The sequence below is a fragment of the Chryseobacterium rhizoplanae genome (genome assembly GCF_900182655.1).
In the GTDB taxonomy this organism is placed as follows: Bacteria; Bacteroidota; Bacteroidia; order Flavobacteriales; family Weeksellaceae; genus Chryseobacterium; species Chryseobacterium rhizoplanae.
On sequence record NZ_FXTC01000004.1, the window covers coordinates 332,973 to 359,778 of the forward strand.

General features: G+C 36.0%; 20 protein-coding genes and 1 tRNA gene. 13 read left to right on the top strand and 8 right to left on the bottom strand.

The annotated features are described in order from the left end of the window. Nucleotides 1-29 precede the first annotated feature (29 nt). The 5 genes from FN817_RS12215 to FN817_RS12235 all read left to right on the top strand — a co-directional run bounded on the left by FN817_RS12215 (nucleotide 30) and on the right by FN817_RS12235 (nucleotide 7,236). Nucleotides 30-2,798: a COG1470 family protein gene (locus FN817_RS12215; RefSeq protein ID WP_142718161.1), complete on the top strand. Its 2,769-nt coding sequence runs from the start codon at nucleotides 30-32 to the stop codon at nucleotides 2,796-2,798. A 324-nt stretch (nucleotides 2,799-3,122) separates the two neighbouring features. Beyond that, entirely contained in the window at nucleotides 3,123-5,342 is a 2,220-nt protein-coding gene (locus tag FN817_RS12220; protein ID WP_142718162.1) for a type VI secretion system Vgr family protein, read from the top strand. Continuing rightward, nucleotides 5,342-6,124 carry a hypothetical protein gene (locus FN817_RS12225; RefSeq protein WP_142718163.1) on the top strand — a complete coding sequence of 261 codons (783 nt, stop codon included), beginning with the start codon at nucleotides 5,342-5,344 and terminating at the stop codon, nucleotides 6,122-6,124. Before FN817_RS12220 ends, FN817_RS12225 begins: the two co-directional genes overlap by 1 nt. A 7-nt stretch (nucleotides 6,125-6,131) precedes the next feature. Continuing rightward, a complete protein-coding gene (locus FN817_RS12230) occupies nucleotides 6,132-6,860 on the top strand; it encodes an ankyrin repeat domain-containing protein (RefSeq protein WP_142718164.1) in 729 nt (242 codons plus the stop codon). 46 nt (nucleotides 6,861-6,906) lie between these two features. Next, entirely contained in the window at nucleotides 6,907-7,236 is a 330-nt protein-coding gene (locus FN817_RS12235) for a DUF4280 domain-containing protein (protein WP_142718165.1), read from the top strand. An 89-nt stretch (nucleotides 7,237-7,325) separates the two neighbouring features. Here the strand turns inward: FN817_RS12235 and FN817_RS12240 are convergent. From FN817_RS12240 to FN817_RS12255, 4 genes are all read right to left on the bottom strand, one after another. Then, nucleotides 7,326-7,399: transfer RNA gene (locus tag FN817_RS12240), tRNA-Arg, on the bottom strand. A gap of 65 nt (nucleotides 7,400-7,464) precedes the next feature. After that, on the bottom strand, nucleotides 7,465-9,228 hold the full coding sequence (locus FN817_RS12245) for a TonB-dependent receptor (RefSeq protein WP_142718166.1): 1,764 nt from the start codon (nucleotides 9,226-9,228) through the stop codon (nucleotides 7,465-7,467). Between the two features lie 34 nt (nucleotides 9,229-9,262). Next, entirely contained in the window at nucleotides 9,263-9,754 is a 492-nt protein-coding gene (locus tag FN817_RS12250; RefSeq protein ID WP_142718167.1) for a hypothetical protein, read from the bottom strand. 3 nt (nucleotides 9,755-9,757) lie between these two features. Next, nucleotides 9,758-12,721 (bottom strand): tetratricopeptide repeat protein, encoded by a 2,964-nt coding sequence (locus FN817_RS12255; RefSeq protein ID WP_142718168.1) that lies wholly within the window; start codon nucleotides 12,719-12,721, stop codon nucleotides 9,758-9,760. 259 nt (nucleotides 12,722-12,980) lie between these two features. Here FN817_RS12255 and FN817_RS12260 point away from each other — a divergent pair, with 259 nt between their 5' ends. The 4 genes from FN817_RS12260 to FN817_RS12275 all read left to right on the top strand — a co-directional run bounded on the left by FN817_RS12260 (nucleotide 12,981) and on the right by FN817_RS12275 (nucleotide 19,945). Further along, on the top strand, nucleotides 12,981-15,221 hold the full coding sequence (locus FN817_RS12260; RefSeq protein WP_142718169.1) for a CocE/NonD family hydrolase: 2,241 nt from the start codon (nucleotides 12,981-12,983) through the stop codon (nucleotides 15,219-15,221). Nucleotides 15,222-15,404: 183 nt separating this feature from the next. Further along, nucleotides 15,405-17,669 (top strand): CocE/NonD family hydrolase, encoded by a 2,265-nt coding sequence (locus FN817_RS12265; RefSeq protein ID WP_142718170.1) that lies wholly within the window; start codon nucleotides 15,405-15,407, stop codon nucleotides 17,667-17,669. A 104-nt stretch (nucleotides 17,670-17,773) separates the two neighbouring features. Then, on the top strand, nucleotides 17,774-19,456 hold the full coding sequence (locus FN817_RS12270) for an APC family permease (protein WP_142718171.1): 1,683 nt from the start codon (nucleotides 17,774-17,776) through the stop codon (nucleotides 19,454-19,456). 150 nt (nucleotides 19,457-19,606) lie between these two features. Then, nucleotides 19,607-19,945 carry a DUF962 domain-containing protein gene (locus FN817_RS12275; protein ID WP_142718172.1) on the top strand — a complete coding sequence of 113 codons (339 nt, stop codon included), beginning with the start codon at nucleotides 19,607-19,609 and terminating at the stop codon, nucleotides 19,943-19,945. Between the two features lie 251 nt (nucleotides 19,946-20,196). Here FN817_RS12275 and FN817_RS12280 read toward each other — a convergent pair whose 3' ends face one another. The 3 genes from FN817_RS12280 to FN817_RS12290 form a co-directional block, all read right to left on the bottom strand. After that, complete coding sequence (locus FN817_RS12280) at nucleotides 20,197-20,661, bottom strand: hypothetical protein (RefSeq protein ID WP_142718173.1); 465 nt, start codon at nucleotides 20,659-20,661, stop codon at nucleotides 20,197-20,199. Between the two features lie 24 nt (nucleotides 20,662-20,685). Further along, nucleotides 20,686-21,141 carry a lipocalin-like domain-containing protein gene (locus FN817_RS12285; protein ID WP_142718174.1) on the bottom strand — a complete coding sequence of 152 codons (456 nt, stop codon included), beginning with the start codon at nucleotides 21,139-21,141 and terminating at the stop codon, nucleotides 20,686-20,688. Nucleotides 21,142-21,263: 122 nt separating this feature from the next. Further along, nucleotides 21,264-23,285 carry a hypothetical protein gene (locus FN817_RS12290; protein ID WP_142718175.1) on the bottom strand — a complete coding sequence of 674 codons (2,022 nt, stop codon included), beginning with the start codon at nucleotides 23,283-23,285 and terminating at the stop codon, nucleotides 21,264-21,266. Between the two features lie 149 nt (nucleotides 23,286-23,434). Between FN817_RS12290 and FN817_RS23410 the strand changes: the two genes are divergently transcribed. Further along, nucleotides 23,435-24,049: a DUF4377 domain-containing protein gene (locus FN817_RS23410; protein ID WP_228451545.1), complete on the top strand. Its 615-nt coding sequence runs from the start codon at nucleotides 23,435-23,437 to the stop codon at nucleotides 24,047-24,049. A gap of 154 nt (nucleotides 24,050-24,203) precedes the next feature. On the opposite strand, the gene FN817_RS12300 is transcribed toward FN817_RS23410, so the two are convergent. Beyond that, nucleotides 24,204-25,142: an SPFH domain-containing protein gene (locus tag FN817_RS12300; RefSeq protein ID WP_047421688.1), complete on the bottom strand. Its 939-nt coding sequence runs from the start codon at nucleotides 25,140-25,142 to the stop codon at nucleotides 24,204-24,206. A gap of 193 nt (nucleotides 25,143-25,335) precedes the next feature. Between FN817_RS12300 and FN817_RS12305 the strand changes: the two genes are divergently transcribed. The 3 genes from FN817_RS12305 to FN817_RS12315 all read left to right on the top strand — a co-directional run bounded on the left by FN817_RS12305 (nucleotide 25,336) and on the right by FN817_RS12315 (nucleotide 26,806). After that, nucleotides 25,336-25,908 (top strand): Crp/Fnr family transcriptional regulator, encoded by a 573-nt coding sequence (locus FN817_RS12305; RefSeq protein WP_142718176.1) that lies wholly within the window; start codon nucleotides 25,336-25,338, stop codon nucleotides 25,906-25,908. 106 nt (nucleotides 25,909-26,014) lie between these two features. Next, nucleotides 26,015-26,548 (top strand): YceI family protein, encoded by a 534-nt coding sequence (locus tag FN817_RS12310; RefSeq protein ID WP_142718177.1) that lies wholly within the window; start codon nucleotides 26,015-26,017, stop codon nucleotides 26,546-26,548. A 39-nt stretch (nucleotides 26,549-26,587) separates the two neighbouring features. Further along, nucleotides 26,588-26,806 (top strand): tautomerase family protein, encoded by a 219-nt coding sequence (locus tag FN817_RS12315; RefSeq protein ID WP_142718178.1) that lies wholly within the window; start codon nucleotides 26,588-26,590, stop codon nucleotides 26,804-26,806.

Below are 26,806 nucleotides of genomic sequence, written 5' to 3' on the forward strand. Positions count from 1 at the left end.
TGCTTCATAACAGGCTGTTCAGGAAAATAATGTTTTTTATTCTGATCCCGTTTTCCGTTTGGATTTCGGCTCAAACTGATGGGGCTATAAGCATGGAGATCCGCAATGAGCCCAATCGGGTTAATCCTAATATTGTAGAAATTCTCCTTGTTCTGAAAAACAATGAAAACAAACATTTTAAAGGCAGAGTTGAAGTTAAGACTCCCAAAGGTTTCAGAACAATTTCTGACAATAATGCTGACATCGAACTGAATCCCGGCCAGAATCTGTTTATTCCTATCAAAATACTAACCAGCAACACTATCGTTTCCGGTAAAGCAGATCTCATATTTACCATTACTGATGAAAAAAATCAACAGGTTGTAAAAAAGAGTCTCTCCTATGTGGTAACGGAGAATAACAATATGAAGGTAACAGCTGAAAATCCTGTTGTCTACATGGGAACATCTAAAGATTCCCTGGAAGTCCGGGCAAGGGTTTCCAATTTAGGAAACAAAAGGCAGCATGTTACCATTGTATTTAAAATTCCGGAAGCTACCCAAAAGAACCTGTTTATTGAAAAAAAAGGAACTATCGACGTGCAGAAAGATTCTGTATTTGTTTTTCGCTTCCTGCCTTCCGGAAATCTGCTTAAGAGCTCTCAGTTTACGGTTAATATTGCAGGTTTCAGAGAACCGGATAAGGAAATTTTCGGTAATACTTCTATATCGGTACAAAACGTTTCTTCTACCCAGCGTTATCAGGATATGGAGTTCGATCTGTTTTCAAATTACAGTAAAAACACCATTACTGCCAGTTACAGGCGGGTCGGCAACAACACAGATATGTATCAGCTGATAGGATCAGGCGGCTTTAACCTTCCTTCGGGTTATATGTTCATACGCGGTAATATTTATACGCTGAACAATCAAAGTGATCCTGTTGTGAGCAATACCTATGTGTCATATCATAGGGAACAAAATGAATTCACCTTAGGGAATATCAGTAAAATTATGGAAGTTTCATTATTTGGAAGAGGAGCAGAATATGCATACACTTCTCCGGATAAAGATAAGAAAATAGAAGTAGGTTTTGTAGATCAGAGTTTCAGCCTTATTGAAAGAAATTCGTTCTTGAAATACGGATACGGCTTTTATGCCAGGGGAATAATGGGCGCTCAAAATGCCTCGAAAAATTTCTCAGCAACCTATATTTTTAAAAATGACCCTTATGAAAAAGCGAACCATCATGTATTCGGTACGGATATTCAGTATTCTTTCAACAAGGATTGGAAAATGAATTCCAAAGTATACAGCGGTCTGAGTTATTATGAAAATACACACCTTACCAAACCTTCCCTGGCTTTGGAAACACAGTATTCAGGAACCATCAAAAAAGTGAATCTGAATGGAAACTACTTCTACAGCAGTGACTATTATCCCGGAAACAGAAGAGGAATGTTACAAATACAACAGAATTTTTCAACCCCCATTTTTGAAAACCATTATTTGTATGCGAATGTGATGGTCTCTAACTTTTCACCAAAATTCTACTCGTATAACAATGATTTTAAATCCAATACGATAAGAGGAGATATTGGAATCAACTTCGCAAAAAGGAAAAATTTCGGATTTGCTGTGGGCACACAATATCAGGAGGAAAGTTCCAACAGCTACAACAACTTTTTTGATACTTCAGGAAATCAGGAATTACAAACACTGAAAGCCCTTAGGATCACCCAGAATACAACATGGATCAGCAATAACAGAAAACACTCTACCTTACTTGCAGTGGAAGCAGGAGCAGTTAATTATCCGGATAGCCACAATGCAGAATACCAGATGAAGATCACCGGAAACTACGGTTATAAATGGCTCAACATCAACGGAATATATCAGCACGGAAGCTATTATCTCTCTGAATTTGCTTCATCAAGAAATTTCAATGGAAACGTCCTGTATAAGAAATTTTCAGTATCCGCCTTTGTTAACAAAGCCCTGTTAAGCGAAAAGCTCAATATTACTTCGGGATTATCTTATACGGATGATGTTTTATATGGGAAGTCACCTTCAGGATTTGTCAACCTGAAATACACAAAGGAAAGATATGGAGTATTCCTGAATTCATCGTGGTTTAATTATTCTTCCAACAATTTCAGCAACAATTTTTTTACTGTTGAAGCAGGCGTCACACTGAACCTGCAGCCTAACAGACTTATTGCCAGCAAAAAGGGAGAAATAATGGCATTTGTATTTTATGACAACAACAATAATAATGTATATGATGATGGCGACCAAAGCGCTGAAAATTACATTATTATGATCAATAATGTCTCTTTCAAAACCAATCAGAGTGGTAAAATTGTGTACAAAGCAATTCCGTATGGCAACTATATGCTCAAGCAGGTAATCCAGCAAGGATGGTATTATAATGAACTGGAGTTTGAAGTGAAAAAAAACAGTTATTCTCTTCAGGTTCCACTCCATCAAAATGGAACCATGCTGGGAAAAATAACGTATGAATTTAATCCTAAAAAAGCATTGGAATTTGATCCTAAAACGGCAGGAATTATTTTCAACATCTATGATAAAGATAAGTTTTTACAACATGTAATTACCGATGACAATGGAGAAATCGGGTCTTTCCTTGGAGCTGGAAATTACAGAATTGAGCTTGTAGAAAGCTCATTACCTGCCAACACCTATTCTGAGAAAACAAACCAGGAATTTACAGTTCAGGCAGGAAAAATAATACATCTTGAACCGTTTGTCATCAAGGTTTCAGAGAAAAGGGTGCATGTTAAGAAGTTTGGGAACTAGACGAATAAAGGTCCTTTCCACTATAAAACATACTGATTAAAAATTCTAATTTTACAATTATAATAGTAGATATGATATTGTTTGGGCTAATTCAAATAACAAATTAAATACATCTCTCTCATAATAAAAGACAATGCCGAGAGCTCATTCCTGCAGAATATAAAATAACATAAGCTACTAACCTAAATCTTAATTTTATTCTCCTTTTTGCATTGGTATCGAATTGTAGTTTTACTACACTTTTTGATTTTTTCCAGGATTTACATATGTGGTATTATACATTTATCTATATTTGGTGATATAAACGCAAATACCACAGTATTAATGAGAAAGAATATTTCCAATTCTGAAAAGATTTCAGAGAACCATATTGCAGGTATTAACCGTGTGGTTAAACTTGATATTGTGGTTGAAGGGAAATCTATCAGTCATTTTAAACACTTCCGTTTACAGCAAAGTGCCAGAACACACCACTATTTTGAACTGACTTTAGCTCATGATTCTTTGGGTGAGGTACAGAATCATAACCTTGAAGAAGCCCAGCTATTTTTAGGTAAACGTATTACGATAACTTTCAAATATAAAGATACTGAAAACGAAAGTCCCGAAAGAACATTTGTTGGTGTAATTACAAAAGTTGCATTTAGTCAGGAGCAAATAAGCCTTGGTAATATTGTCCTTAAAGGCTACAGTCCAACAATTCTGATGGATTCAGCCCCACATACTCAGAGTTTCGGAGGTAGTCAATCTGTAAATACAGCTATCATTGCAGATAGAATTATTAAGGAAGCATTAGGGACGAGTAAATTTGATTTCAGAATAGACACCCAAAATAAAGGCTACATTAACTACAGCTCTCAATATTGTGAAACTCATTACAACTATCTTGCAAGACTTGCAGAAGCTTATGGAGAACAGTTTTATTATGATGGTGAAATACTACACTTTGGAAAGCTTCCTCCTCATGAAAAGCCTATCAATCTCGTTTATGGTAGTAATGTTACACATGTACAGGTAGAATTAAAAGCAGTACATACCAGACCAGAATACTTTGGTTACAACAGCAGTAGTCATGCTAAAATGCTGGGCTCTAATGATAGTATTAAACACTTAGGGAGTTTATCAGCCAAATCCTATGAACTAAATGATAATATTTTCAAAACAAGGTCACTTACTCCCACCCCTATTAATGCAAATATGTTTCTGGATGTAGATGATTCTCAGAAGAGTGCAAGAGGAAGTAAAGCTATAGAGGTTTTTACCATTTCAGGAAAGACAACAGTCCCATTCTTATACATAGGCTGTGTAGCAGACATAGACATGAGAAACCAAGACAGTAACCAAACGTCCCATTTCACAACTCTGATGATGACAGAAGTAAGCCATGAAGTGGATGCAAGAGGCTATTATACAGGAAGTTTTGAAGCAATAGCTGAGGGGACAGGATTTATGCCTAAACCAGATTTTGTTGTACCTAAAGCAGAACCGCAAATTGCAGTGGTTATCTCTAATGCAGACCCTTTGAATCAAGGCAGAATACAAGTGCAGTTTGACTGGCAATTGAATGATACCACTCATTTTATCCGAATGATGAGTCCAGACGCAGGGGGAACAGATCTTATAAGTCAGAATAGAGGCTTTGTGGCTGTTCCGGAAATCGGAGACCAGGTGATGGTAGGCTTTGAATATCATAATCCTGATTTCCCTTTTGCAATGGGTGGAATGTTTCATGGAGGTGTAGGCTTGGGAGGAGGCATGGATAACCGTATAAAATCCTTGCAGACCAGAAGTGGTCATAGATTGATATTTACAGAAGATGAAAGTATTTTACTGACCGATAAAAGTGGTAATGAGCTGAAATTTGATACAGAAGGAAGCAACATTAACATTACTGCTCCTGAAACCATTACCATAAAATCAAAGAACCTGAAGTTTGATATTGAAGAAAATATTGAAACCAAGGCAGGGAAGAATATGGATACCAATGTTGGTCAAAATATCAAAATTATCGCTAAACAGGAGATCAGTCAGGATAGTGGTAAGAAAACCATCATTAATGCTGGAACTAATACTGAAATATCAGCAAAAGTACACCTGGACCTTTATGGTAAAGAAAAATTTATTGGGTATACAGATGGACAAACAGAGTTCGGAGCAAAAGACAAGATGCATGTATATGGAGCCAATTCCTTATTGACCGCTAAAGATAAGATTGAATATAAAGCTCCTCAAATGAATAAAGTTCCTCAAAATGGTGAGTTTGATTATACTAAAGAGAAGCAAATTGTTAATATTAAATGGATGGATGCTGAAATGACCGAGGATATTGACAATACATATTTTGGCAGTAAGGTAAGTTTATTAGTTCAAACAAGGAATTATGAAGAGGGAGAAAACATATCTTTAAAAGTGATTGATAAAGAAGGTAAAGAAATTAAAGATGGACAAAAAGAATTAGTTTTATCTGGAACAGTCAATAAAGAAGGGTTTGCTGCTTTAAAAGAAGCCGTAGAACTACCTAATGAATCTTTAAATAATAACTAATGATGAATGGATTAAATTTAATAGTAGCAGAAGCACAAGGGAGAGATGTTTCACATTTGGATATACTTTTGCAGGTAAAAAATAAAGGGATTTTAATTTTTTATGGAAATGGTGCTGATTTGGGAGACTTTGGACAATTTGCAGAAAGTTTAAAGAAAGAAAAATTAAAGAAGTATCCCAAAGAAAAAATAATTGTTGTTTCAATGCAAAATAAAAATACATTCTTTGAATATTTGAGTAAGTTCAAAACATTTCAAATAGACGAATTACATGTGTTTTCACATGCAGCAGGAGGAGGATTGTATTTAGGGTATCATAATAATGAAAGCCAGGTATCACGAACCAACGCTTATAATCAAAGTCTTCAATTGAAGAGAAAAATTACATATGAAGAAGTAGTAGAAGCGGAGATTGGTGCATTATTGACCGATGATTATTTAACAGCAAAAGCACTAAAGCTCAAAAAAAGGAATGATTTGTTCAGTTCAAATGCAACCATAAAATTTTGGGGATGTAATTCGGGAATTTCAAACTGGACATACTCAGATACACCGCCTGCCTATTACTGGAGTGCACTTAATACTAAAAATACTCCTAAACCTTCCATTGCTCAGGCTACAGCAGATTTCTTTCAAAGAGAAACTTTTGGAGCAACTAGTGGCTCACATATTGAGTTTTTAGTTAACGGAAAATGGGAGATATTGAAAAAACAGCCTAAAAATCATGGAGGGATAAGATTACATCCGGATAAAGGGAATTATAATAGCTACAAACCTAAATAATATAGTAATGAAGAAATTCTTGTTAATAATAAGTTGTATTTTCTACGTAATAGTTAATGCTCAGATTTCTGAATGTGACAAACTGAGTAATGCAATTATTCAAAATAACAGTAAAGAATTCAAACAACTTCTTTCAAAAAATATAAATTGTATATCTCAGTCTGGAAACTCTCCTTTAGGAACAGCATCTTCACGTGGAGATATTGAATTCGTGCAAATACTTTTAAAAAATAAAGCAAATCCCAATATAGTACAATTTTATAATGGAAAATCTATAGGCCCGCCTCTTTTTAATGCGTTGTCAATTTGTGAACAAAAATTAGAACCTCAACTTATAGATGTTGCTCAAATGAACTCACAAAAAAAACAAATTAAAGTAAAAACATGTAATAATGACAAAAAAGATTGCATTGCCAAACTTTTAATTAAAAATAATGCAGATGTTAAAATTGTTGATAACAATAAAACAACCTCATTAATGGTAGCCGCTATTAATAATCGAAGTAATATTCTTAAACTTCTAATAGACAAAGGTGTTAATATTAATGCGCAAAACAATTTAAAAAATTCAGCTTTGATTTATGCTGTAAATAATAATAATTATGATTCTGTAAAAATTTTAGTTTTATCAGGTGCTGACATTTCAATAAAAGATAGTGATGGTAAAACTGCGTTAGACATTGCTAAAGAAAATAATTTTGAAAAAATTGTTACTCTGTTATCTTCATCAAAATAATCATGAAAATTACTATGGACAAAAAGACAACTTAAAATCTTTTATAATGCCTCAATATATCACGGATAAAACCCAACTAAAATGCGACAAAGGAGCTTCACCTGCTCCACTCACAGTAACCAGTCAATCATTTATGAGTATTGAGGGAAAGCTACAGGCTACGGAAGAGGATAAACAACCTAATACCAACATTAAACCTTTTGGTTTTTGTAGTGTTTTAAGGTCTTCATGTTCACCTTCTCCTATTAAGTGGGACAACACCTCTGATTTTGAAATTGAAGGTAAAAAAGAACTCTTAGATTGCTCTACCTGTCAATGTTCTGTTGGTGGTAAAATATCTGTTGTAAAGTCAGCTCAAAATTTTGTTGAAGAATAAAGAAAGAATGATTTCGCAATAGAATTTTTTTGTTACTAATTAATAAATAAAAAAGGCTTAAACCATCTATAAGATTGGTTTAAGCCTTGTGACTTCGGAGGGGTTCGAACCCCCAACCCTCGGAGCCGAAATCCGATATTCTATCCAGTTGAACTACGAAGCCATTTTGATGAGTAATTAATAATAAGTATACAAATATAGTTTATTATTAATTACTCATTATTTATACTAGAAAGTAATTTTCACTCCTCCCAGAATCTGTGCACCCAGGACTTTATATCCTTTGTACGTCTGGTATTTTGAGCTCAGAAGATTATTTCCGAGTGCGAAAATACTGAAATTTTTGTGAATTTTATACTCCGCAGAAAGATTTAAATCAGCATAACCACCAACTTTGTCGTTTGTATTCTCCGTAGACTGGAAAATTACATTCGGAGCGCCTACTCCTTCGATCGCATAAGAGTTTGTTGTTCTGTCACTTGCAAAGATTCCTTTAAATCCTAACAATAGCTTTTTGTCAAGCATGGTATACTTTGCCCCGATGCTCGCATTGAACAATGGAACGTTATAAATATTGTCGTAATTCTTAAGATCATACTTGGTAAACCTTAATTCTGCATCTAAAATCAGGTTTGCTAACGGGAAATACTGTACGCTACCTTTGATATCGCTTACATTTCCATCGTCATATACTGCAGAGAATGTATTGGCAAAATTATAGGCAGAACGGTTAACAGAGGTATTATCAAAAAGACCGTTAGCCTTAAAGAACATAATATCTCTCATCTTTCCGTACCCTGCAGAGAAGTCGTATTTCAACGTTTCGTCAATATCTCCTCTCAATCCTACATAAAAATGATATTTCGTCTCTGTAGGCTTTAAAAACTGGTCAGAAAGGATGAATGGATTCGTCTGCAGCATATCTCCGTACGTATTCAGTTTCAGACCTCCGTCTACCCCACCATAGAATTTGAATTCTTTGGCTGCTGCAAACTGAAATTCTGCCTGCGGGAACCAATAGGTTTTGTTATTTTTCTGCTGTTCCAGCTGATCATTGGAGTTTTTAGCATTCAGGAAAGAGAATGAAGAACCTAATGTTAAGTAGGAATCTCCTTTTCTGAACGTCACTTTCGGAGTCAGGCTGGTATTGAAGAAATTAGAAGAGTTTTTATCTCTGATCGCAAAATCGGTCTTCACAGCATCCAATCCTACGCCCAGATCAGCATTCAGATTGATTCCTGATTTTCCTAATTCCACGGCATGCTTGGAAAAGTTGGCAAGAATGGAAACCTGGTTTTCCTGAGCATCAAAATGATCTTTCAGGAATGATGATTTCACCCTTACATCATTTAAGATTTCATTAGAATAAAAATCATAGTAACCGTTTACTTTAAACTGGTTTACCTTTTGTTTCAGATCAAGCTCACCAGTCGGCTGCATCGCATAGATCCCATAATAATTATAGTTATCCAAGCCATATTCAGCATTAATATTGAATTTTCCTTTTTCTCCGTAAGAGTTCAGGAAAGCGCCAATATTTGCCGAAGTCTGCCCGGATTTCCAGTCATACTCTTTTTTAAGACCATTGGTAGAAAGCACATGAACATCAGCTCCTACTTCAAATTTATTTTCGAGGGTCTTGGAGATGTTTCCATCTACTAAGATTTTACCGTAATTCCCCATTCCGAACTGGAAGTAATTATTCTGAGCGGTTCCGTCAAATTTCGGAGCAACATCTTCCCCCTGAATTGTTGAAGTTTTAAAATCAGAAACAGCAGGAACATCTGTGATGGTATATTTCACAGGAGTCTGCGATTTTTCTTCCGGCGGATAGTTTTTAATGGTTTCCACAGAAGTCTTCTTCTTCTCGATCTTCTTCACTTCCGGTTCTCTCTTTTTGTTAAGAACCAGTTTTTCCTCCTTGATCTGGGAAAACGCCACTGACGAAATTCCTAAAAATAATATGGATAATATTTGAATCTTCTTGTTCATATTTTCTTTATTTGAAAAAAATATATAACGGGTTTTACTTATTGGAAGCAATATAATTGCCTAATAAAGCTTTCCCTGACTGTTTTGAAAAAGTTCTCCCTAGTCTGAATATATTAAACAGCCAAAGGCTTTGATAAACTTGTAATTTGTATTGATAATTTTTCGTTGTACTGTTCTCCGCTACATCATAACTGTAAGAAATATCATACGGAAATCCTGAAGGCAATAACCCCACTGTAAGCATACTTCCTATCATAGGATTCCCACAAGGAGGAGTACGGGTCAGCATCGGATGCAGTGTGATTTTAGCTGCATGGGTACTGTCTTCCACGATTTCATAAATATCAGAATGTTTTAAAATCTCAAACTCTCTCTTAAGGTCTTTATTCACTACAAAAGCCTTTTGCTTAGGAAAATCAGCTTTTGCGCGGTTATACTCTTTAGGATATGCACTGTACGCTGGAATGCAGCTCCAGAGTGAAGCCGAAACTAAGAAAGAATAAACAGCAATTTTAAAAACCTTCATGTACTATTTCTTAATCTGTTTTTTAACTTCTTTTGCTTCTGCAACAATTTCAGGGAAATCCTTATAGTTTGCAATGATCTGATCACAGGTATAACTTGCCTGGTAATTGTCCTTCAGGCCAATATAGTTTTTCGCCATCAACACCAACGCTTTTGCTCCCCAGAATTCTTCTGATGCATAGTTATTGGCTAGCTTAAAGATCGTCTCATTAGAAGACTTGAATGCTTTCCCTTTGTTCTGATAATATGCTTTTGCATATAAAGCTTCCGCGGCTACAGAAGTGTTGGATGATTTTTCAAGAGAAGAATAGGCAGACTGTGCATCTTTATCTTTTCCTGAATTCATCAGACTTCTTGCTTTGATCACTTTCGCCGTTTCAATAACAGCTGCTGAGTTTTTAGAATTGGCGATTACGGCATTGGCTAATTTTTCAGCTTCAGAGAAATTATTTTCTTCTGCATACAGCTTCATCAGTTCAACATTTGCATAATTTTTAATGCTGATATTAGAAGAGTTTTTAATGCCTTCAAGGTACTTTTTAGCTTCTGCTGTATTCCCTTGTGCAATAAAGATCTGAGCTAAACGAGTTTGTGCATCATCCTGGTAATCGTTCTGAATTCCAGCAACTTCCTGAAGCACAAGTAAAGCTTTAGTTGAATTATTGGTTTGATAATAACTTTCTCCCAATTCATACTTCGCCTGGTACAATCCTTCCCCTGTTGGGTTCTGTGTAAGGTACTTTTCGTAGTAAGAAATTGCGTTTTTATAATCTTTCTTCGCAAACAATTGTTTACCTGTTGACAGATTGATTTCATCAATTTCTGCAGTATCCACATTCACCCCAATATTTCTTGCGAAAGTTTCATATCCTGAAACATCTCCGTTTTTCGTGAAGATAGGTTTTGCAGCCTGAACAACTTTCTGAGCATAGGCTGTATTTTTATACTGCTCACCCAAAGATTTCAGTTCAGAAAGCGCTTTATCGTTCTGGTTTTGGTCGATGTAGTTCTGTGCTCTGTAGATTGAAGCATTAGCAATTAAATCTTTATCAGCAGAACCTTTAATTACTTTTCCGAAATAATCATTGGAGTTCGTAAAATCATCCTGAGCAGCATAGGCTGTTCCAATTTCGTATTGAGCATCATCATAATATTCAGAATCCGGATATTTTGATAAAAGGTTTTTAAGGTTGTTAATCTTCGCCTGAGTATCTCCTTTGAATCCTAAAGCCATTGCTTTCTGGTACAAAGTATAGTCCGTTGCATCTTCATTCTTATCATAGATGGCAATCGCTTCGTTCAGGTCATTATTGGCATAATGAATATCTGCAAGACGAAGTTCTGCATCATTTTTAAACTCCGGTTTCGGATTGATAAGATATTGTTTGAAATAAGTAGCCGCCTGGTCAAATTTCTTGGATTTAAAATAAGCATATCCTAAATCATAGGGCAGCTGCTGCTTTTCAGGGAAGTTTTCGGTAAGAAGCTTTTCATAACGGGCAATGGCAGACGGATAATTTCCTTTCTGGTAATACACCTGTGCCAGCCAGTATAAAGCTCTGCTGTTAAATTCTTTATTGATATTGAAACCAAGACTTCTTAAGAAATATTTCTCAGCTTCATCATAATTTCCTTTGTTGAATTCTTCAGTCCCCAATAAATAAGAAACCTCCTGGTCTACCTTGTTGATCTCAGGAGTGGAACTCTGCAATCTGTCAATCGCGTTCAGAGTTTCTTTATAATTTCCGGAATACAGATATGATTTCACCAACAGCGACCTCATTTCTGTGGCATTGGCACCATTCTGATTTTCGTTGATATAACTTTGAATAACCGCAGAAGGACTTTCAAACGGGTTTCCGATATCGTAACTTAATTTAGCATACTGCTCATGAGCCAGTTTCTTCACTTTTGCATCATAATCCATCTGGTAAGAAGAACGGAATGCAGAAAGAGCTTCCTGTTTTTTGTCAACTGCCAGGTAAGCATTTCCTAACTGGTAGTAAGCATTTTGTGCTAAAGCAGAGTTGCTGTTCAGAAGCTGGTTGTAATAAGAAACCGCTTCATCATATTTTTTCAGCTGTGCAGCCACAAATCCCATCTCATACAAATCGTTTTCAGAAGGGTTCTGCTGAACACTCAGATAGTCTTTCAAATGCGGATAGGCAGAAGTATAATCATTCTTCATGAAGTAACTCTCTCCTATGATCTTATGAACTTCCGCTTTATAAGAATCTGAAATATTTTCGTTCAATAGAGCCGTTCCTTCTGTAATTGCCTGATCGTAATTCTTATCATTGTAATACATCTGTACATAATAAGGACGTACCAGTTTTGAGAACTTATCCTGATCCTTTATAGAATCAAAATACTGGAAAGCTTTATCATTTTGTCTGTTGCTGTAATATAAATGCCCCAGCATGTAAGCGATATCTCCCTTTTGGGATTGATCCGCTGTTTTGTAGGCTTCTTCCAGAGCATCGGTAGCTCCTTTAGAATCACCCGTCATGAATTTTGCATATCCAAGCTTCAGAATATACTGTGTATTCTCTTCTTTTGAAAGCTGATACTGGTTTACTTTTTTCAAAGTCTCCAAAGCTTTATCAAAATCTTTTTTTGCAAGGTAGTAATCTGCCAGTGGAAGATTAGCCTGCGCAAAATAAGCTGAATTCGGATATTCTTTCATGAAAGCTGTTAACCCTTCTTCAGCATGATTTTTCTGAAGAATCACACCGATCACATTATCAAAAAATTGTGCGCCTTCTTTTTTTGAACGGGACAAATTCTGATTGTAGAAATATTGTCTTGCATATTCGTATTGAGAAGCGTTGTATATTTTGGTCTGATAAAGATTTTCGGCTAGATTAAACCTGTAATTTTCTTTCTGGGTAAAATATTGGGACTGTTGAGCATCGGAGATTCCGAAGTAAATGACCGCAGCCGCTAAAAGTATTTTTTTTGATTTCATTCTTCTTGATATAAGAAAATTAGTCTAAATAAGTTAACGAAAATATTAAAAACTTATTGTTTAAGCAAGTTTTAACAGATTTATTAGGCTTAAATAGCAAATTAACAACAATGAAAATTTTCTCACCATTCAATGATAAAATTTACTACTTTCGTCTGATAAAATGTAAACAATTTTAATAATAAGTTATCAAAAAACATATTTTAAGTTGAATACTTTTTCAACAGCAGCTAAAAACATACCATAAACACACCATCACATGAAATTTAAGATACTTTTAGCATTAATTTTTGTCAACCTGATGCAGGCACAAAAATTTCAGTTTCCAAAGACCGCCGTAACAGACTCTCTTATACTGGAAAAACAGATGCCGGAACTTGCACGGCAAGTAATCCCCCAACTTCAATCCGAAAAAAATAAACCGGAAAACAAGGTCGACCTCCTGGACAATCTTTTCCGTTTACAGATGGTAGCCCAGGATTATAAAAATTCTTTGGCTTCTCTGTCAGAAAACCGCAATCTCTTTGCCGATCATCATATGGGAGATTATAGATATATCGGGTTTGAATTGTACAGCATGGCTAAACTGGCACAAAAGGAAAGCAATATCTCTTTTCCTAATGCTTTTGAGAAAGTATTTAACCAAAAATATGAAAGCCTCCCGGAAAAACTGATTCCCAGACTGCCTCTTGCGGTTGACGGCAATGTAAGAGAATCCAGAAAACAAATGAAGGAAATACTGGACGCGCAAAAGAACAAAGACAGTATTGATTACAAAACCGCTCTATCATTATGTAAAAGTTATCTCAGCTATAAAACTTATTCCAGCATCAAACCTCAGGTGATGCAGCTGCTGGCGTCAAAGGATAAGGAAAAATTCATTATTGAAACCAGAGATCTTAAGATAAAAAACGGGAATACCCTGACGATTACCATTGTCCGAAAAAAAGAAAACACTTCACCACTTCCTGTTATTCTTACCAATAATATTTATGCAGGGCTATTTGATGAATTCTTTGGAAAAAGAGCGGCTACGTATAATTATGTAGGAGCTGTAGTCAATACCCGCGGCAAGAGAAACAGTAATAATGTAAATGATCCTTTTGAGCATGAATCAGAAGATATCTATGAAGTGATAGACTGGGTAAGCAAACAGCCATGGTGCAACGGAAAAGTAGGAATGATCGGCGGAAGTTATTTAGGTTTCAGCCAATGGGCAGCTGTCAAAAAACTGCATCCGGCATTAAAGACGATTGTACCACAGGTTGCTGTAGGAATCGGGATTGATTATCCTGCTCAGAATAATATTTTTATGAGCTATATGCTGCAGTGGATACAGTATGTCACCAACAACAAACTTACGGATGAAGTAGACTTTGGCAATTTTGCAAAATGGAATTTAATCAATACAGAATGGTATAAAAGCGGAAAATCATTCAGAGCCTTGGACACAATAAGCGGGAAAACCAGCAAAATCTTTCAACGATGGCTGGATCATCCGGCATATGATGAGTACTGGCAGAAAATGGTTCCTTACAAAGAGGATTTTTCTAAAATAAACATTCCTATTCTGACGACAACCGGATATTATGATGATGATCAAATCGGAGCGTTATATTACTTTAAGCAACACCATCTATACAATAAAAATGCGGACCATTATCTGGTAATAGGTCCTTACAATCACGGAGGAGCACAGAGTTTCGGCTTCACTTATGTGAACGGCAGTCCTATTGATCCGGTGGCCAGAATAAGTATTGACGATCTTGCGTTTTCATGGTTTGATTATATTCTGAAAGGAGGCAAAAAGCCGGAAATTTTAAAAGACAGAATTAATTTTCAGGTGATGAATACCAATACGTGGAAACATGTTGCTGATCTTGATAAAATGCATACCTCAACTTTAAAATTCTACCTTCAGGACAAGAAAAACACCCCTTCAGTGTTTAATAAGCCGGAAACCCAAAGTTTCACAAAACAAATTGTTGATTTTAAAAACAGAGATCTGAAGGACACTTACTACAAGGTCAGCAAAAAAGACAGTATAAAGACGACTACTTCCATTGTTTTTGAAAGTGAAGTACTGGATAAGGATATGATCATCAGTGGAAATCTGTCCGGATTCTTCAATGTCTCCATCAACAAAAAAGATTTTGATACGGATACTTATCTGTACCAGATTCAGCCGGACGGGAAATCCTCGTTATTATCCACTCATATTGTGAGAGCCAGCTATGCAAAGAACAATGAAGTAAGACAGCTTCTTGAGCCCAATAAAATAGAACAAATCCCGATTAACAACTCATATGTTATGAGTAGAAAGATAGAAAAAGGAAGTAAACTGTTATTATTGGTCGGCGTTAATAAAAATCCTAACTGGCAGATCAATTACGGGACGGGCAAGGATGTAAGTGATGAAACGATAAAAGATTCCGGGGAACCCCTGGAAGTAAAATGGTATAACGACAGCTATGTGGAAATACCTGTTTATAAAGACTAAAACTTTTGTTTAAACGAGTTCCGGAAAACTTTATACGATAAAAAAGGCAATGAGATTGTTTCATCCTTTAATGATAAAAATTCTTATTTTAGTCGGCTAAAAAATAACCAACTGAGTAATCAATGATCAAAAAACACATTTTGATGTGATACTTTTGCATCAGCAGCTCAAAACACATCATTAATGAAATTTAAAATACTCGTAGCATTAGTTTTTGTTAACTTAATGCAGGCCCAGAAATTTTACTTTCCGAAAACAGCAGCAACAGATTCTGTAATTTTGGACAAACAAATTCCGGAACTTGCTCTAAAGGTGATTACTGAATATCAATCTCCTAAAAACAAACCAAAATATACGCTTACTTTTTTAGATAACCTGTTTCGTTTACAGCTCGCTGCAAAAGATTACAAAAATTCTATTGTAAGTATAACTGATTATCGTAAGGAATATGCAGATCATAACATGGCAGGGAACAAACATCTTGCTCATGAAATCTACAGTATGGCTAAGCTGGTGGAAAAGGATGAAAAAATTCCGTTTCCCGATGCTCTTCAACGGGCCTTTACTACAAGATATGAAAGTTTACCCGAGACACTGACTGCTAAAGTAGGACCCACGCTGGATATTGATTCAGATGTAAAGGATCATAAAAAAACGCTGAAAGCATCACTTGACAAGCAAAAAGATAAGGATAGTATAGACTATGCTTCCGCTCTGGCTTTGTGTAAAAACTATGTCAATTATAAGACCTACTCAAGCATCAAACCCCAGATTATGCAGTTGTTTAAAGTAAAGGAGCAGGAAAAATTCATTATCGAAACCCAAATCCTTACTTTAAAAAAAGGAACAAAACTTACCATTACGATTGTACGAAAAAAAGAAAACACGTCTCCTCTTCCCGTTATCCTTACCAATAACATTTATGCAGGAGAATTTGTAGATGCAGGGATGGGGAAAAGAGCCGCAGTTTACAATTACGTAGGAGCTGTGGTCAATACTCGTGGAAAAAGAGACAGCAATGACCCCAATAATCCGTTTGAAGATGAAGCTCAGGATCTTTATGAGGTCATAGACTGGGTAAGCAAACAACCATGGAGCAATGGTAAAGTAGGAATGATAGGCGGAAGTTATTTAGGATTCAGCCAATGGGCAGCTGCCAAAAAACTACACCCTGCATTAAAAACCATTGTACCTCAGGTTTCGGTAGGAATCGGAATAGATTATCCTTCTCAAAATAATGTATTCAAGGGCTATATGCTCCAGTGGATTCACTATGTCACCAATAATAAGCTGACTGATGAAGCAAGCTTTAATAATGATACAAAATGGGATTCTATCAATACGGCATGGTACAAAAGCGGCAGATCATTCAGAGCCTTGGATTCATTAAGCGGGAAGCCCAATAAAATTTTCCAGAGATGGCTGGATCATCCCGGTTATGATAAATACTGGCAAAACATGGTTCCTTATAAAAAAGATTTTGCCAAAATAAACATTCCTGTTTTAACGACTACAGGCTATTATGATGCTGATCAGATCGGAGCACTGTATTATTATAAAGAACATCGCAAATACAACAAAAATCCTAACCACTATTTAGTGATAGGACCCTATGATCATGCAGCAGCTCAAAGTTATGGATACAATTATGTTTATGTTTACGGCTATGGAAATCTACTCATAGATCCTGTAGCCAGAATAAGTATTGATAAACTTGCTTTTTCATGGTTCGATTATATTCTGAAGGATGGCAAAAAACCGGAACTTCTGAAAGATAAAGTCAATTTTCAGATCATGAACAGTAATACATGGAAACATGTTCCCACACTTGATAAAATGCACACGTCTTCTCTTAAATTTTATCTTCAGGATCGTAAAAACGATTCTTCAGTTTTTGAAAAACCCGGAACTGAGCAATTTACCAAACAGACCGTTGACTTTAAAGACAGAAATCCAAAATATCTTTATCATAGAGTAAGCAAACAGGACAGTATATATGTAACCAATTCTGTTTATTTTGAAAGTGAAATTCTGGACAAAGATATCATTGTAAGCGGAAATTTATCCGGAGTATTTAATGTTTCCATTAATAAGAAGGATTTTGACCCTAAAACCTCATTATATCAGGTACAGCCGGATGGTAAGATATTTTTACTATCTACACACCTTACCCGAGCCAGCTATGCAAAAAACAATTCCAAACGTCATCTGCTTAAGCCCGGCAAAAAGGAGCAGATCCCGATCAAAAATTCATTTTTTATGAGCAAAAAAATAGAAAAAGGAAGTAAACTGGTCTTATTGGTAGGAGTTAATAAAAATAAAAACTGGCAGGTCAATTATGGGACAGGAAAAAATGTAAGTGATGAAACTGTAAAAGATGCCGGGGAACCTTTGGAAATAAAATGGTATAACGACAGCTATGTGGAAATACCTGTTTATAAAGACTAAAACCTTTTGTTTGAGCATTTTTACCTAAATGTTCTTAACAACTGTTAACATCAAAATAAAAAATCATTACATTTGCTTTTTTTCAAATCAAATATAGTTATTGAATGAGTCAACTTTTTAGAAGAAAAATCTATTCAGATACAGATACTTCAACGGGGCTTTTAAGAGTCTTGGGAGTATGGGACATTGTATTTTTTGGTATTGCGGCTATTATTGGAGCTGGGAGTTTCAGCAGTTTGGGAGAGGCCGTTTTCAGAGGAGGTCCCGGTGTCATCCTTTTATATTTGATTTGTGGTTTTGCCTGTGGGTTTACCGCTTTATGCTATGCTGAATTTGCCAGCAGAATACCTACCGCAGGCTCTGCCTACACGTATGCCTACGCCAGTTTTGGTGAGCTGATTGCCTGGATAATCGGCTGGGCTCTGATCATGGAATACTCTTTCGGAAATATTTACGTAGCGTTTTCCTGGTCAGATTATTTCACGAGTTTCTTAGGTCGTCTTGGAATGCATATCCCTGATTATCTGACCTGCAGCTATACTGAAGCAAGAAAAGCGGTTCAATATGGTTCAGAAAACAAAGAACTGCTAAACGCCTGGAAAACAGCACCATTGATTGGAAGCTTGAAATTCATTGTAGACATTCCCGCATTGGTAATCAACGGTTTAATCACTTGGCTTTGTTATGTAGGAGTAAAAGAAAGTAAAAACTTCAACAACTCTCTGGTAATCTTAAAACTGGCAGTGATTATATTGGTAATTCTTGTAGGTTTCGCTTATGTAAACACTGAAAACTGGACCCCAATAAGCCCTACTACCGGAACTCCATCATTTATGCCAAACGGTTTTGCCGGGGTAATGAGTGCAGTATCCGGAGTATTCTTTGCTTATATTGGATTTGATGCCTTGAGTGTACTTTCTGAAGAAACTAAAGATCCACAGAAAACCTTACCAAAAGGAATGATCATCTCTCTTGTATTATGTACCGTAATTTATATTGCATTAACGCTTGTACTTACAGGAATGGTAGATTATAAAAAGTTTGACGGCGTGGGAGATCCGCTTTCATTCATCTTTGAAAAAACAAATGCTAATGTAGCCTGGATGGAGCTTGTAGTTTCCTTCGTTGCTATTGTTGCTATTACCACTGTACTATTGGTTTTCCAGATGGGACAGCCGAGAATCTGGTATGCAATGAGCCGTGACGGACTGATGCCTCAGAGATTCCAGAAGGTACATCCAAAATATAAAACCCCGTCTTACGCAACTATTGTTACCGGAATTGTAGTAGGGATTCCAATCCTGTTCACAGATAAAACATTTATCCTGGATTTTACAAGTATCGGAACTATTTTCGCATTTGTATTGGTATGTGCGGGAGTACTTATGCTTCCGGCGAAAGAGAAAATTAAGGGTAGATTTCACCTTCCATATGTGAATGGTAAAATTATTTTCCCTGTTGTTTTCATTGGTGGTTTGTTAGCTTTCTACAAATGGCAGCCGGAATTTTTTGACAACCTGATGAACTGGTCAGATCCTAGCGAAGGAGAATTCAGAGCTTCTATTTTCTTCTTTATTATCATCAACCTTATCTTATGTGTGGTAGCTTTTATCAAGAACTTATCATTGATTCCATTGGTTGGGTTAAGCTCATGTCTGTATCTTCTTACGGGAATGAGCCATGAAAACTGGTTCTGGTTCGGAATGTGGTTCCTGATCGGTATGGTTATTTATTTCTGCTACGGATACAAAAACAGTAAACTTGGAAAAGAATTAAAGAATAGCTAAAAATATTAGCAAACTGCGAAAAGGCAAAATGGCAAAAAAGTTGAACATTTGAACAGACTGATTTGCGATTTTGCCTTTTTTGTTTTTACGCTCCAAAAAATCGGCCGAATTATTGCTTTAACTTCAATAGAATCAATAAACTAACCCACCATGGCTGAAAGAATTAAAACCTACAGAGAATTTTACCAGTTTTACCTTACCGAACACAGTAAAACAGGAACCCGGATTTTTCATTTTATCGGAACACTGCTCGTATTTTTCGTTATAGGATATGTGATCAGTTCAGGAAAGGAAAGGTTTCTCTGGTATATCCCAATTTTCGGATATGGATTTGCCTGGTTCAGTCATGCTGTGATTGAGAGAAATAAACCGGCTACTTTTAAATATCCTTTATGGTCTTTAATTTCGGATTTCAGACTGTTTTTTGAACTGCTGATTGGTAAACAGAAATTCTTTACCTCCAATAATCAGCCCCAGAAGCAGGAATAATTTTACATCTTTTTCTTTTTTTTGCTTAAAATTATTGAGTGTTGGGAAACCCAAAGGCGCAAGAACATTTCGACTTCGCTCAATATTAGATTTTCAGCAAGAATTATGTGATATCAATTTTATCGAAGATAAAATCCTTACGTCTTACATACATATGGCTTGTAAAAATCTTAGCGGCTTTGCGTTTTCCAACTTTCTATATTGAGATTGCTTCACCTTCGGTTCGCAATGACTATAATGGTTCGCAATGACTATAATTCTGTGGGATTTTGTTTATTTAGATGAAGCTTCTTCCCAATCCAATATCCCAATGAAGGCAGAATAAAAGACAATACCACCGGGAATATCAATGACAGACCGGAACCCTCAAGAATAATCGTTAGAGGAAAAAGATATCCATTGTAAACAATAAGTATCAATGTAAAAAGAAAACTATCACTATTTCCGGTAGAAAGAATATTGAAATCGCTTCCAAACTGATCAAATACACCGGAACAAACGAATAAGAACACATTCACAAAAAACACCCACAGTACCGTTCTGTAGACCATTCTCTTTCTTGCATTCAGATATCCGGCAAAGATCAGAAGCAGAGATAAAATTCCTGAAACAAAAAAGTCTATACCAGAAAAATTTGTCTCACCGCCAGTTCTTCCAAAGAAATACATCGCATAGAGAACAATATTAAGGAGATAGGTTATCGTTACATAATTCATACATCAAAAGTTTACTATGGGCCGTTAGTATTTTTTCTCAAGGATATCGTAGTGGATCGTGTTTACCATTTTTTCAGCAAGGGCATCTCCTTTTACTTTAATTGGGTTGGGAATATAACTTGAAAAAGTCATTGTGTTATCTTTATTCAGGGTCACTTCAACTTCTTCAAGAATATTCTGCTCATCTACATAAAACTGAATTCTGTTTTCTATGATTCTCCAAAAAGAAAGTCTTGGCTCAGATGGACTACAGTCACCTGTTTTCCCTTCTACATAATTATAAATGGCATATCCATCTTCCCTGATGGCATAATTTCTCATCAGACGGCAGTTATCAAATTCTTTCACCACTTTCTTTTTATTTTCATAAAATCCGGCTTCCTTCAGTTTCCAAAACCCTGTAACGTCTTCTTTCTTTAATTTCTGGGCACTAATACAAGAAACTGCCATAAGAAAAGCAAGAGAAAATATCTTCTGCATAGATAAATTTGTATGTGTTTTTTTATATGATTTTAAACGAATATACAATAATTAGAATAAAGCAAAAAGTTTCAGCGGGCGGCTTCGCCGCCCGCTGAAACTCTAAACTTTGAATCCAGTTTTTATTTAAATTTCTTCTTAAAACTAAATTTAAGCCTGTTCATCAGCCCCGGTTCTATGATGTCAATTCCAATTCCGAAATTGCTGTCTGCAACGGTATGATGATCTGTTCTGAACTTTTCAAACTCACTTTGCGGAATTTCAAGATTGATCAGAGGATTGTATTCGATGTATACACTTGCTCCGTTCTTGCTTACTTTTTTACGGCTTTTATAATCAAAATACGGATTGGCAATGGTGCATTCCTGAACCGTATATTTTTCTTCGGTGTCAATTTTCTGATCTGTATAGAGATTAATCTCATACTTTTCGGTATCGAAATTATGCCAGAACGATAAATCTTTATGCATAAAATCCCTTGCGCTGGCCTTTATAACATTTCTGTCAAAATACATAAGGAAGCGGTTGTTCTGCGGATCTACATAGTAAGGATTCTCAATCATAGCGGTGTATTGAATCTTCACTTCATTCAGTCTTTTATCGTCGCTTACCACATCAATTGCTGCATCTTTGAACACATTTCGTACATCTGTACCATTTCTGTCACCTGAGTAATTCAGAGCATAGAAAAGGAAATTATTCCAGCTGTCTATAATTTCTCTTTTGTTGGTGCTTTTAAAATACCTTCTCATGGCATTGGCTCTGCTTCCTTTATAGGTTGTTGACAAAGTAAATCTCCCAACATTTCCCTGTACATTAAAATCTACTTTTTCATCAATACAGAAATAAGGGAATCGATAAGGTTTTCTTACCTGAAGTTCCTGATCTTTTTTCACTTCCAGATAATGCATAAAATACATGAATCCTCTGTTTTCAATCAATCCGAATTCATCACGGATCGTAGCATCAATAAAGTATTCCTGACCTTTGTAATTCACTTTTACAACAACATGATTGAAGCTCAACAGTGACGGAAGGTAATATTTGATATAATAATCTGTATTAAAATTCACCAGTACAACAGAAGCATCCACACCGATATAATCAAGGATCACTTTTAATAAAACGGATTTCGCTTTACAGTCTCCCTGTTTATTTTCATAAGTTACAGACGGCGCCTGAGGCTTGTGCCCATTCATTTCATCCGCATTAAAGATATAATAGATATGGTTCTGAACATATTCTATGGCAAACTGAAGTTTTTCACCCTGATCCGTAATAGCATCCAGCTTTTCAATCAGGTTCGGAGCAAAATCCTTCAATGAAGAGCTATTGAAAACCTCATCATAAAGAGGTACAATATAATTGGAAAGATCTTTCCAGTTACTTTCTGTGGCAAAATCCACATAAGGGAAAATTTCTCTTCCGGAATCTACAGGATTAATATAATTCTGCTCTTCTATTACAAACCTCTCTCCTTTTTTCAAATGATTCGTTTCCGGCTCCAGAACATTTCCCTGCTCGTCTCTGAAGAATGTCTTTTTATAGGCAATCGTCTGTTCACGTTCATTGATAAAAGTGAATTTAAAACTACCATACGCCCAGTAATTATCAGGGCTTACCCACACATATTTTGAAAATTCCTTTCTCAGGAAATCCCGGTCCGTAAATTCTTTAATCCTGGAATCTTCCAAGATCAAAACATCATACAGCCTAAGATCTTTAATGGTAATATTGATTTTCTTATTACTGCTCAAAACACCTCCACTGCTCTGGTTTTCGCTGTCAAGAACTTTAATATTTGTATCCGGAATTTTATCGATCAGCACCCCGTCTCTCAAAACACTGATCCTGTGAATCTGATAGACTTCATTTTCTTCCACAATGACATCAGACACGGAAGCTCTCTCCAGATTTCCCGGCTCGTTCAGTGTATACGCCATGCAGACATATTCACTGTTTTCCGTATTGCTGGTATAGTATTTTTTTTCTAAAAAGTAGCAGTAGTCCCGGCCTTCATCAATTTGTTTTTTGGCAAATTCGGAGTCTTTGATTCTGTTTTTTATTTCCTCATCCCCAATATTTCCCGCCCACATTTCAGGTTTTTGAATCCTGTAATTTTCAACTTGCATTTGATTTTCCATATTTATTGTAAGAATTATGTTTTGTGGTTAGTGTTTAAAAACTTCAAATTAAATGATTAAAAAAATAAAAAGCAATAGCAGAAGTACTACAAATTCAGGAAATCCAGTTCGGCATGGTAATTGCGAGGTATGGGAAAAAAATCAAGTTTATGAAAAGTATCGCAACAATTCTAAAAGGGGCAGCACCCGCATTAGCATTATTCGCAATGACGCAATGTACAACAGCAACAAGTGCATCGGCAGGAGATGAAACAACTTTCATCGTAGGACCACAAACCGCAGATTGTACAGGCGTAGCTCCTATGAAATGTCTGCAGGTAAAAGAAAACGCTTCCGGAGACTGGACCAATTTCTACAGCAATATTGAGGGGTTTACGTATGAACCGGGATATGAATATGTTTTGAAAGTAAAAACAGAAAAAATTGCCAATCCACCCGCTGACGGATCATCTATGAAATACACTTTGGTAAAGCAGGTTTCTAAAACAAAAAAGAAAGAAATGGCATCCAATCAAAAAACACTTATCGTAGGGCCACAAACTGTAGACTGTTCTGCAGGAGCAGGACGAATGAAGTGTCTGCAGGTAAAAGAGAATGCTTCTGAAAGCTGGACCAATTTCTACAGTAACATTGAAGGATTTACTTATGAACCGGGTTACGAATATGTTTTAAAAGTAAAAACAGAAAAAATAGCGAATCCTCCGGCCGACGCTTCTTCCATCAAATATACATTAATAGAACAGGTTTCTAAAACGAAAAAATAACAAAAAAGCTTCTGAAATTTTCAGAAGCTTTTTTACTATTTAAAACGGAAGCTGAAAGAATGAAGCTCGAAGTTACTTTTGGTCAACGAGGAAAAGTCAACAAATGATTCACCCTTACGCTTTTATTTCGCTCTTACTTACACCTTCTCTTTGTTTAAAATCCAGATTCTTTTTGAGGAGGATCCGGGTATTTGCCTTTAGCAGCCTCTCCTACTGTATTTGCAGTAGTCATAGCTACTACAAGATCATTCAGCATGCTGCTGGCTGCTGTAGGTGAATTGGGAAGAAGAACCAGGTTGCTTCTGTTACTTGCCCCTATAGAGTGCAATGTATCATAGTGCTGTGTCACAACGATAAGTGCTGATGCTTCGTGTGAATTGATCTCTACATTATTCAGCATTCTTACAGACTCTTCAAGTCCTTTTGCAATTTCTCTTCTCTGGTCGGCAATCCCCTGCCCTTGCAGTTTTTTAGATTCAGCTTCCGCTTTGGCAACGGCTACAATTCTGATTCTTTGTGCTTCTGATTCATATTCTGCTGCGGTTTTTTCTCTTTCCGCGGCGTTAATTCTGTTCATGGCATGTTTTACCTGTTCATCAGGATCAATATCGGTAACCAAAGCTTTGATAATATCGTACCCATAGCTGTTCATAGCCTCCTGAAGTTCACTTTTTACAGCAATTGCCACATCATCTTTTCTTACAAAAACATCATCCAGTTTCAGCTTTGGCACCTCTGCTCTTACCACGTCAAAAACAAATGAAGTAATTTGATTTTCAGGATTTTCCAAACGATAATAAGCATCTCCCACCTGACTTCTGATCACCTGGTACTGAACGGAAATTTTCATTTTGATGAAAACATTGTCTAATGTTTTGGTATCAATCATTACATCCAGCTGTTGAATTCTAAGGTTCAGTCTTTTAGCAATCTGATCGATGACAGGCAGTTTAAGATGAAGCCCGGAATGTTTTACAGCCTTGAATTTCCCAAAACGTTCAATAATCGCTGCGGTTTCCTGCTTAACGACAAAGAACGAAGCGAATAAAATGATTAGCCCGAAGAAAATGACGGGCGCTAAATATATTCCCATAGTTTTTAATTTTTTGATAGGTCGTAACAAATCATGTTTTGTTAAACATTTTTATTGGTATCTGCTTAAATATATGAAAAATAAATGTAAAATCTAATCATTATCTTCCAATAATGAAACTTGCGAATGATCGAAAATTTTTAAATTAAAATTATTCCGAAAAAGACTTACTTTTGAATATTCATTATACATCATGGCTGATTCCAAAGAAATATTAAAAGATCATATTTCAAAATTTACTACTCTTACAGAAGAGCAGTTTGATTATGTTTTTGGACATTTTAACCTGATTACTTTAAAGAAAGGACAAAGTCTGATCTCGGAGGGTGATTTTGTAAATCATGAATATTTCGTTCTGGAAGGCTGTCTGAAAGCTTTTTATCTTAATGACAGCATGAAAATGTTTATCCTTCAGTTTGCTATGCCTACCTGGTGGGTGACAGATTTCGATGCGCTTTACAGTAAAACAAGGGCTACCATTAATGTAGACTGTATTACCAACGCTACTATTCTTTCTATTTCCAACGAAGACAGGGAAAAAATATGCAATGAAATTCATGAAGTTGAACATTTTTTCAGATGGAGAACCAACAAAGGCTATGTGGCGGCACAGAAACGTCTGCTTTCTTTTATGAATAATGATGCTAAATTCCGGTATGAGGAACTTTTAACTATGTATCCCCAACTGTACAATCTGGTTCCTAAACACCTGATCGCTTCTTATCTTGGAGTAACCCGGGAAACCCTGAGCAGGCTTCATCAATAATCAATATCTTAGGACCGTTTTACCTCCATTCTATTTTGTGAGGTACATCACGTAACTTTTTCTTCCGATCGGCTGAACTTTGTGTCATTAATTAAACCCAATAAAAATGGACACAAAAAATTTTAAAGTCAATAATGAAAAAAGTACGATCGACTGGATCGGAAGAAAAGTAACCGGAGCTCACAACGGAACAATCGGTGTAAAAGAAGGAAACTTCACATTTGAAGATGGAAAACCAGTATCTGGAAAATTCATCATTGATACCCGCGCCATCAAAATCCTTGATATTGAGGATGCTGAAACCAATGCTCAGTTTGCAAGTCATCTAACTTCAGACGATTTCTTTAATTCTGATCAGTTTCCTGAAGCTGTTTTCGAAATCACTCATGCTGAACCAGGTGATCAGAACCTATATTACGTAACCGGAGATCTTACCATAAAAGGTATTACTCATTCTATCAACACAAGCCTGCATATTGTAACAACGGATAATGCAGCTGCTTTAGAGGCTAAAATTGTAGTCGACAGAACGAAATTCAATATCAAATTCAGATCTTCCAATTTCTTTACCAATCTTGGTGACACTTTGATCTACAACAATTTTGATTTGAATATTCATCTTGTTGCAGAAGCAAACTAACGAAACTCAAAGATCAGTTAACCTTAAAAATTTACCATCATGCCATTCATAAAAGTAGATGTGCTTCGCGAAGACCTTAACCGCGAAAAAAAACAACAATTAATCAGAAAAATAAGCGAAGCTGTAACTTCAGTTTTGAATAAGGATCCACATTTGACCCATATTGTAATCAATGAAATCGATGATGATAACTGGGGATATGCCGGGGAACAGGTTTCAGCATTAAAAGAACAGGGATTTTCAACAGAAAAAAAATAA

What these genes read in the sequence shown, in the direction of transcription:
- FN817_RS12265 (WP_142718170.1), top strand. Translation starts at nt 15,405, where the DNA reads ATGAAATTTAAAATACTCGTAGCATTAGTTTTTGTTAACTTAATGCAG.
- FN817_RS12235 (WP_142718165.1), top strand. Translation starts at nt 6,907, where the DNA reads ATGCCTCAATATATCACGGATAAAACCCAACTAAAATGCGACAAAGGA.
- FN817_RS12225 (WP_142718163.1), top strand. Translation starts at nt 5,342, where the DNA reads ATGATGAATGGATTAAATTTAATAGTAGCAGAAGCACAAGGGAGAGAT.
- FN817_RS12230 (WP_142718164.1), top strand. Translation starts at nt 6,132, where the DNA reads ATGAAGAAATTCTTGTTAATAATAAGTTGTATTTTCTACGTAATAGTT.
- FN817_RS12275 (WP_142718172.1), top strand. Translation starts at nt 19,607, where the DNA reads ATGGCTGAAAGAATTAAAACCTACAGAGAATTTTACCAGTTTTACCTT.
- FN817_RS12245 (WP_142718166.1), bottom strand. Translation starts at nt 9,228, where the DNA reads ATGAACAAGAAGATTCAAATATTATCCATATTATTTTTAGGAATTTCG.
- FN817_RS12255 (WP_142718168.1), bottom strand. Translation starts at nt 12,721, where the DNA reads ATGAAATCAAAAAAAATACTTTTAGCGGCTGCGGTCATTTACTTCGGA.
- FN817_RS12300 (WP_047421688.1), bottom strand. Translation starts at nt 25,142, where the DNA reads ATGGGAATATATTTAGCGCCCGTCATTTTCTTCGGGCTAATCATTTTA.
- FN817_RS12285 (WP_142718174.1), bottom strand. Translation starts at nt 21,141, where the DNA reads ATGCAGAAGATATTTTCTCTTGCTTTTCTTATGGCAGTTTCTTGTATT.
- FN817_RS12310 (WP_142718177.1), top strand. Translation starts at nt 26,015, where the DNA reads ATGGACACAAAAAATTTTAAAGTCAATAATGAAAAAAGTACGATCGAC.
- FN817_RS12215 (WP_142718161.1), top strand. Translation starts at nt 30, where the DNA reads ATGTTTTTTATTCTGATCCCGTTTTCCGTTTGGATTTCGGCTCAAACT.
- FN817_RS12280 (WP_142718173.1), bottom strand. Translation starts at nt 20,661, where the DNA reads ATGAATTATGTAACGATAACCTATCTCCTTAATATTGTTCTCTATGCG.
- FN817_RS12260 (WP_142718169.1), top strand. Translation starts at nt 12,981, where the DNA reads ATGAAATTTAAGATACTTTTAGCATTAATTTTTGTCAACCTGATGCAG.
- FN817_RS12270 (WP_142718171.1), top strand. Translation starts at nt 17,774, where the DNA reads ATGAGTCAACTTTTTAGAAGAAAAATCTATTCAGATACAGATACTTCA.
- FN817_RS12220 (WP_142718162.1), top strand. Translation starts at nt 3,123, where the DNA reads ATGAGAAAGAATATTTCCAATTCTGAAAAGATTTCAGAGAACCATATT.
- FN817_RS12315 (WP_142718178.1), top strand. Translation starts at nt 26,588, where the DNA reads ATGCCATTCATAAAAGTAGATGTGCTTCGCGAAGACCTTAACCGCGAA.
- FN817_RS12250 (WP_142718167.1), bottom strand. Translation starts at nt 9,754, where the DNA reads ATGAAGGTTTTTAAAATTGCTGTTTATTCTTTCTTAGTTTCGGCTTCA.
- FN817_RS12290 (WP_142718175.1), bottom strand. Translation starts at nt 23,285, where the DNA reads ATGGAAAATCAAATGCAAGTTGAAAATTACAGGATTCAAAAACCTGAA.
- FN817_RS12305 (WP_142718176.1), top strand. Translation starts at nt 25,336, where the DNA reads ATGGCTGATTCCAAAGAAATATTAAAAGATCATATTTCAAAATTTACT.
- FN817_RS23410 (WP_228451545.1), top strand. Translation starts at nt 23,435, where the DNA reads ATGAAAAGTATCGCAACAATTCTAAAAGGGGCAGCACCCGCATTAGCA.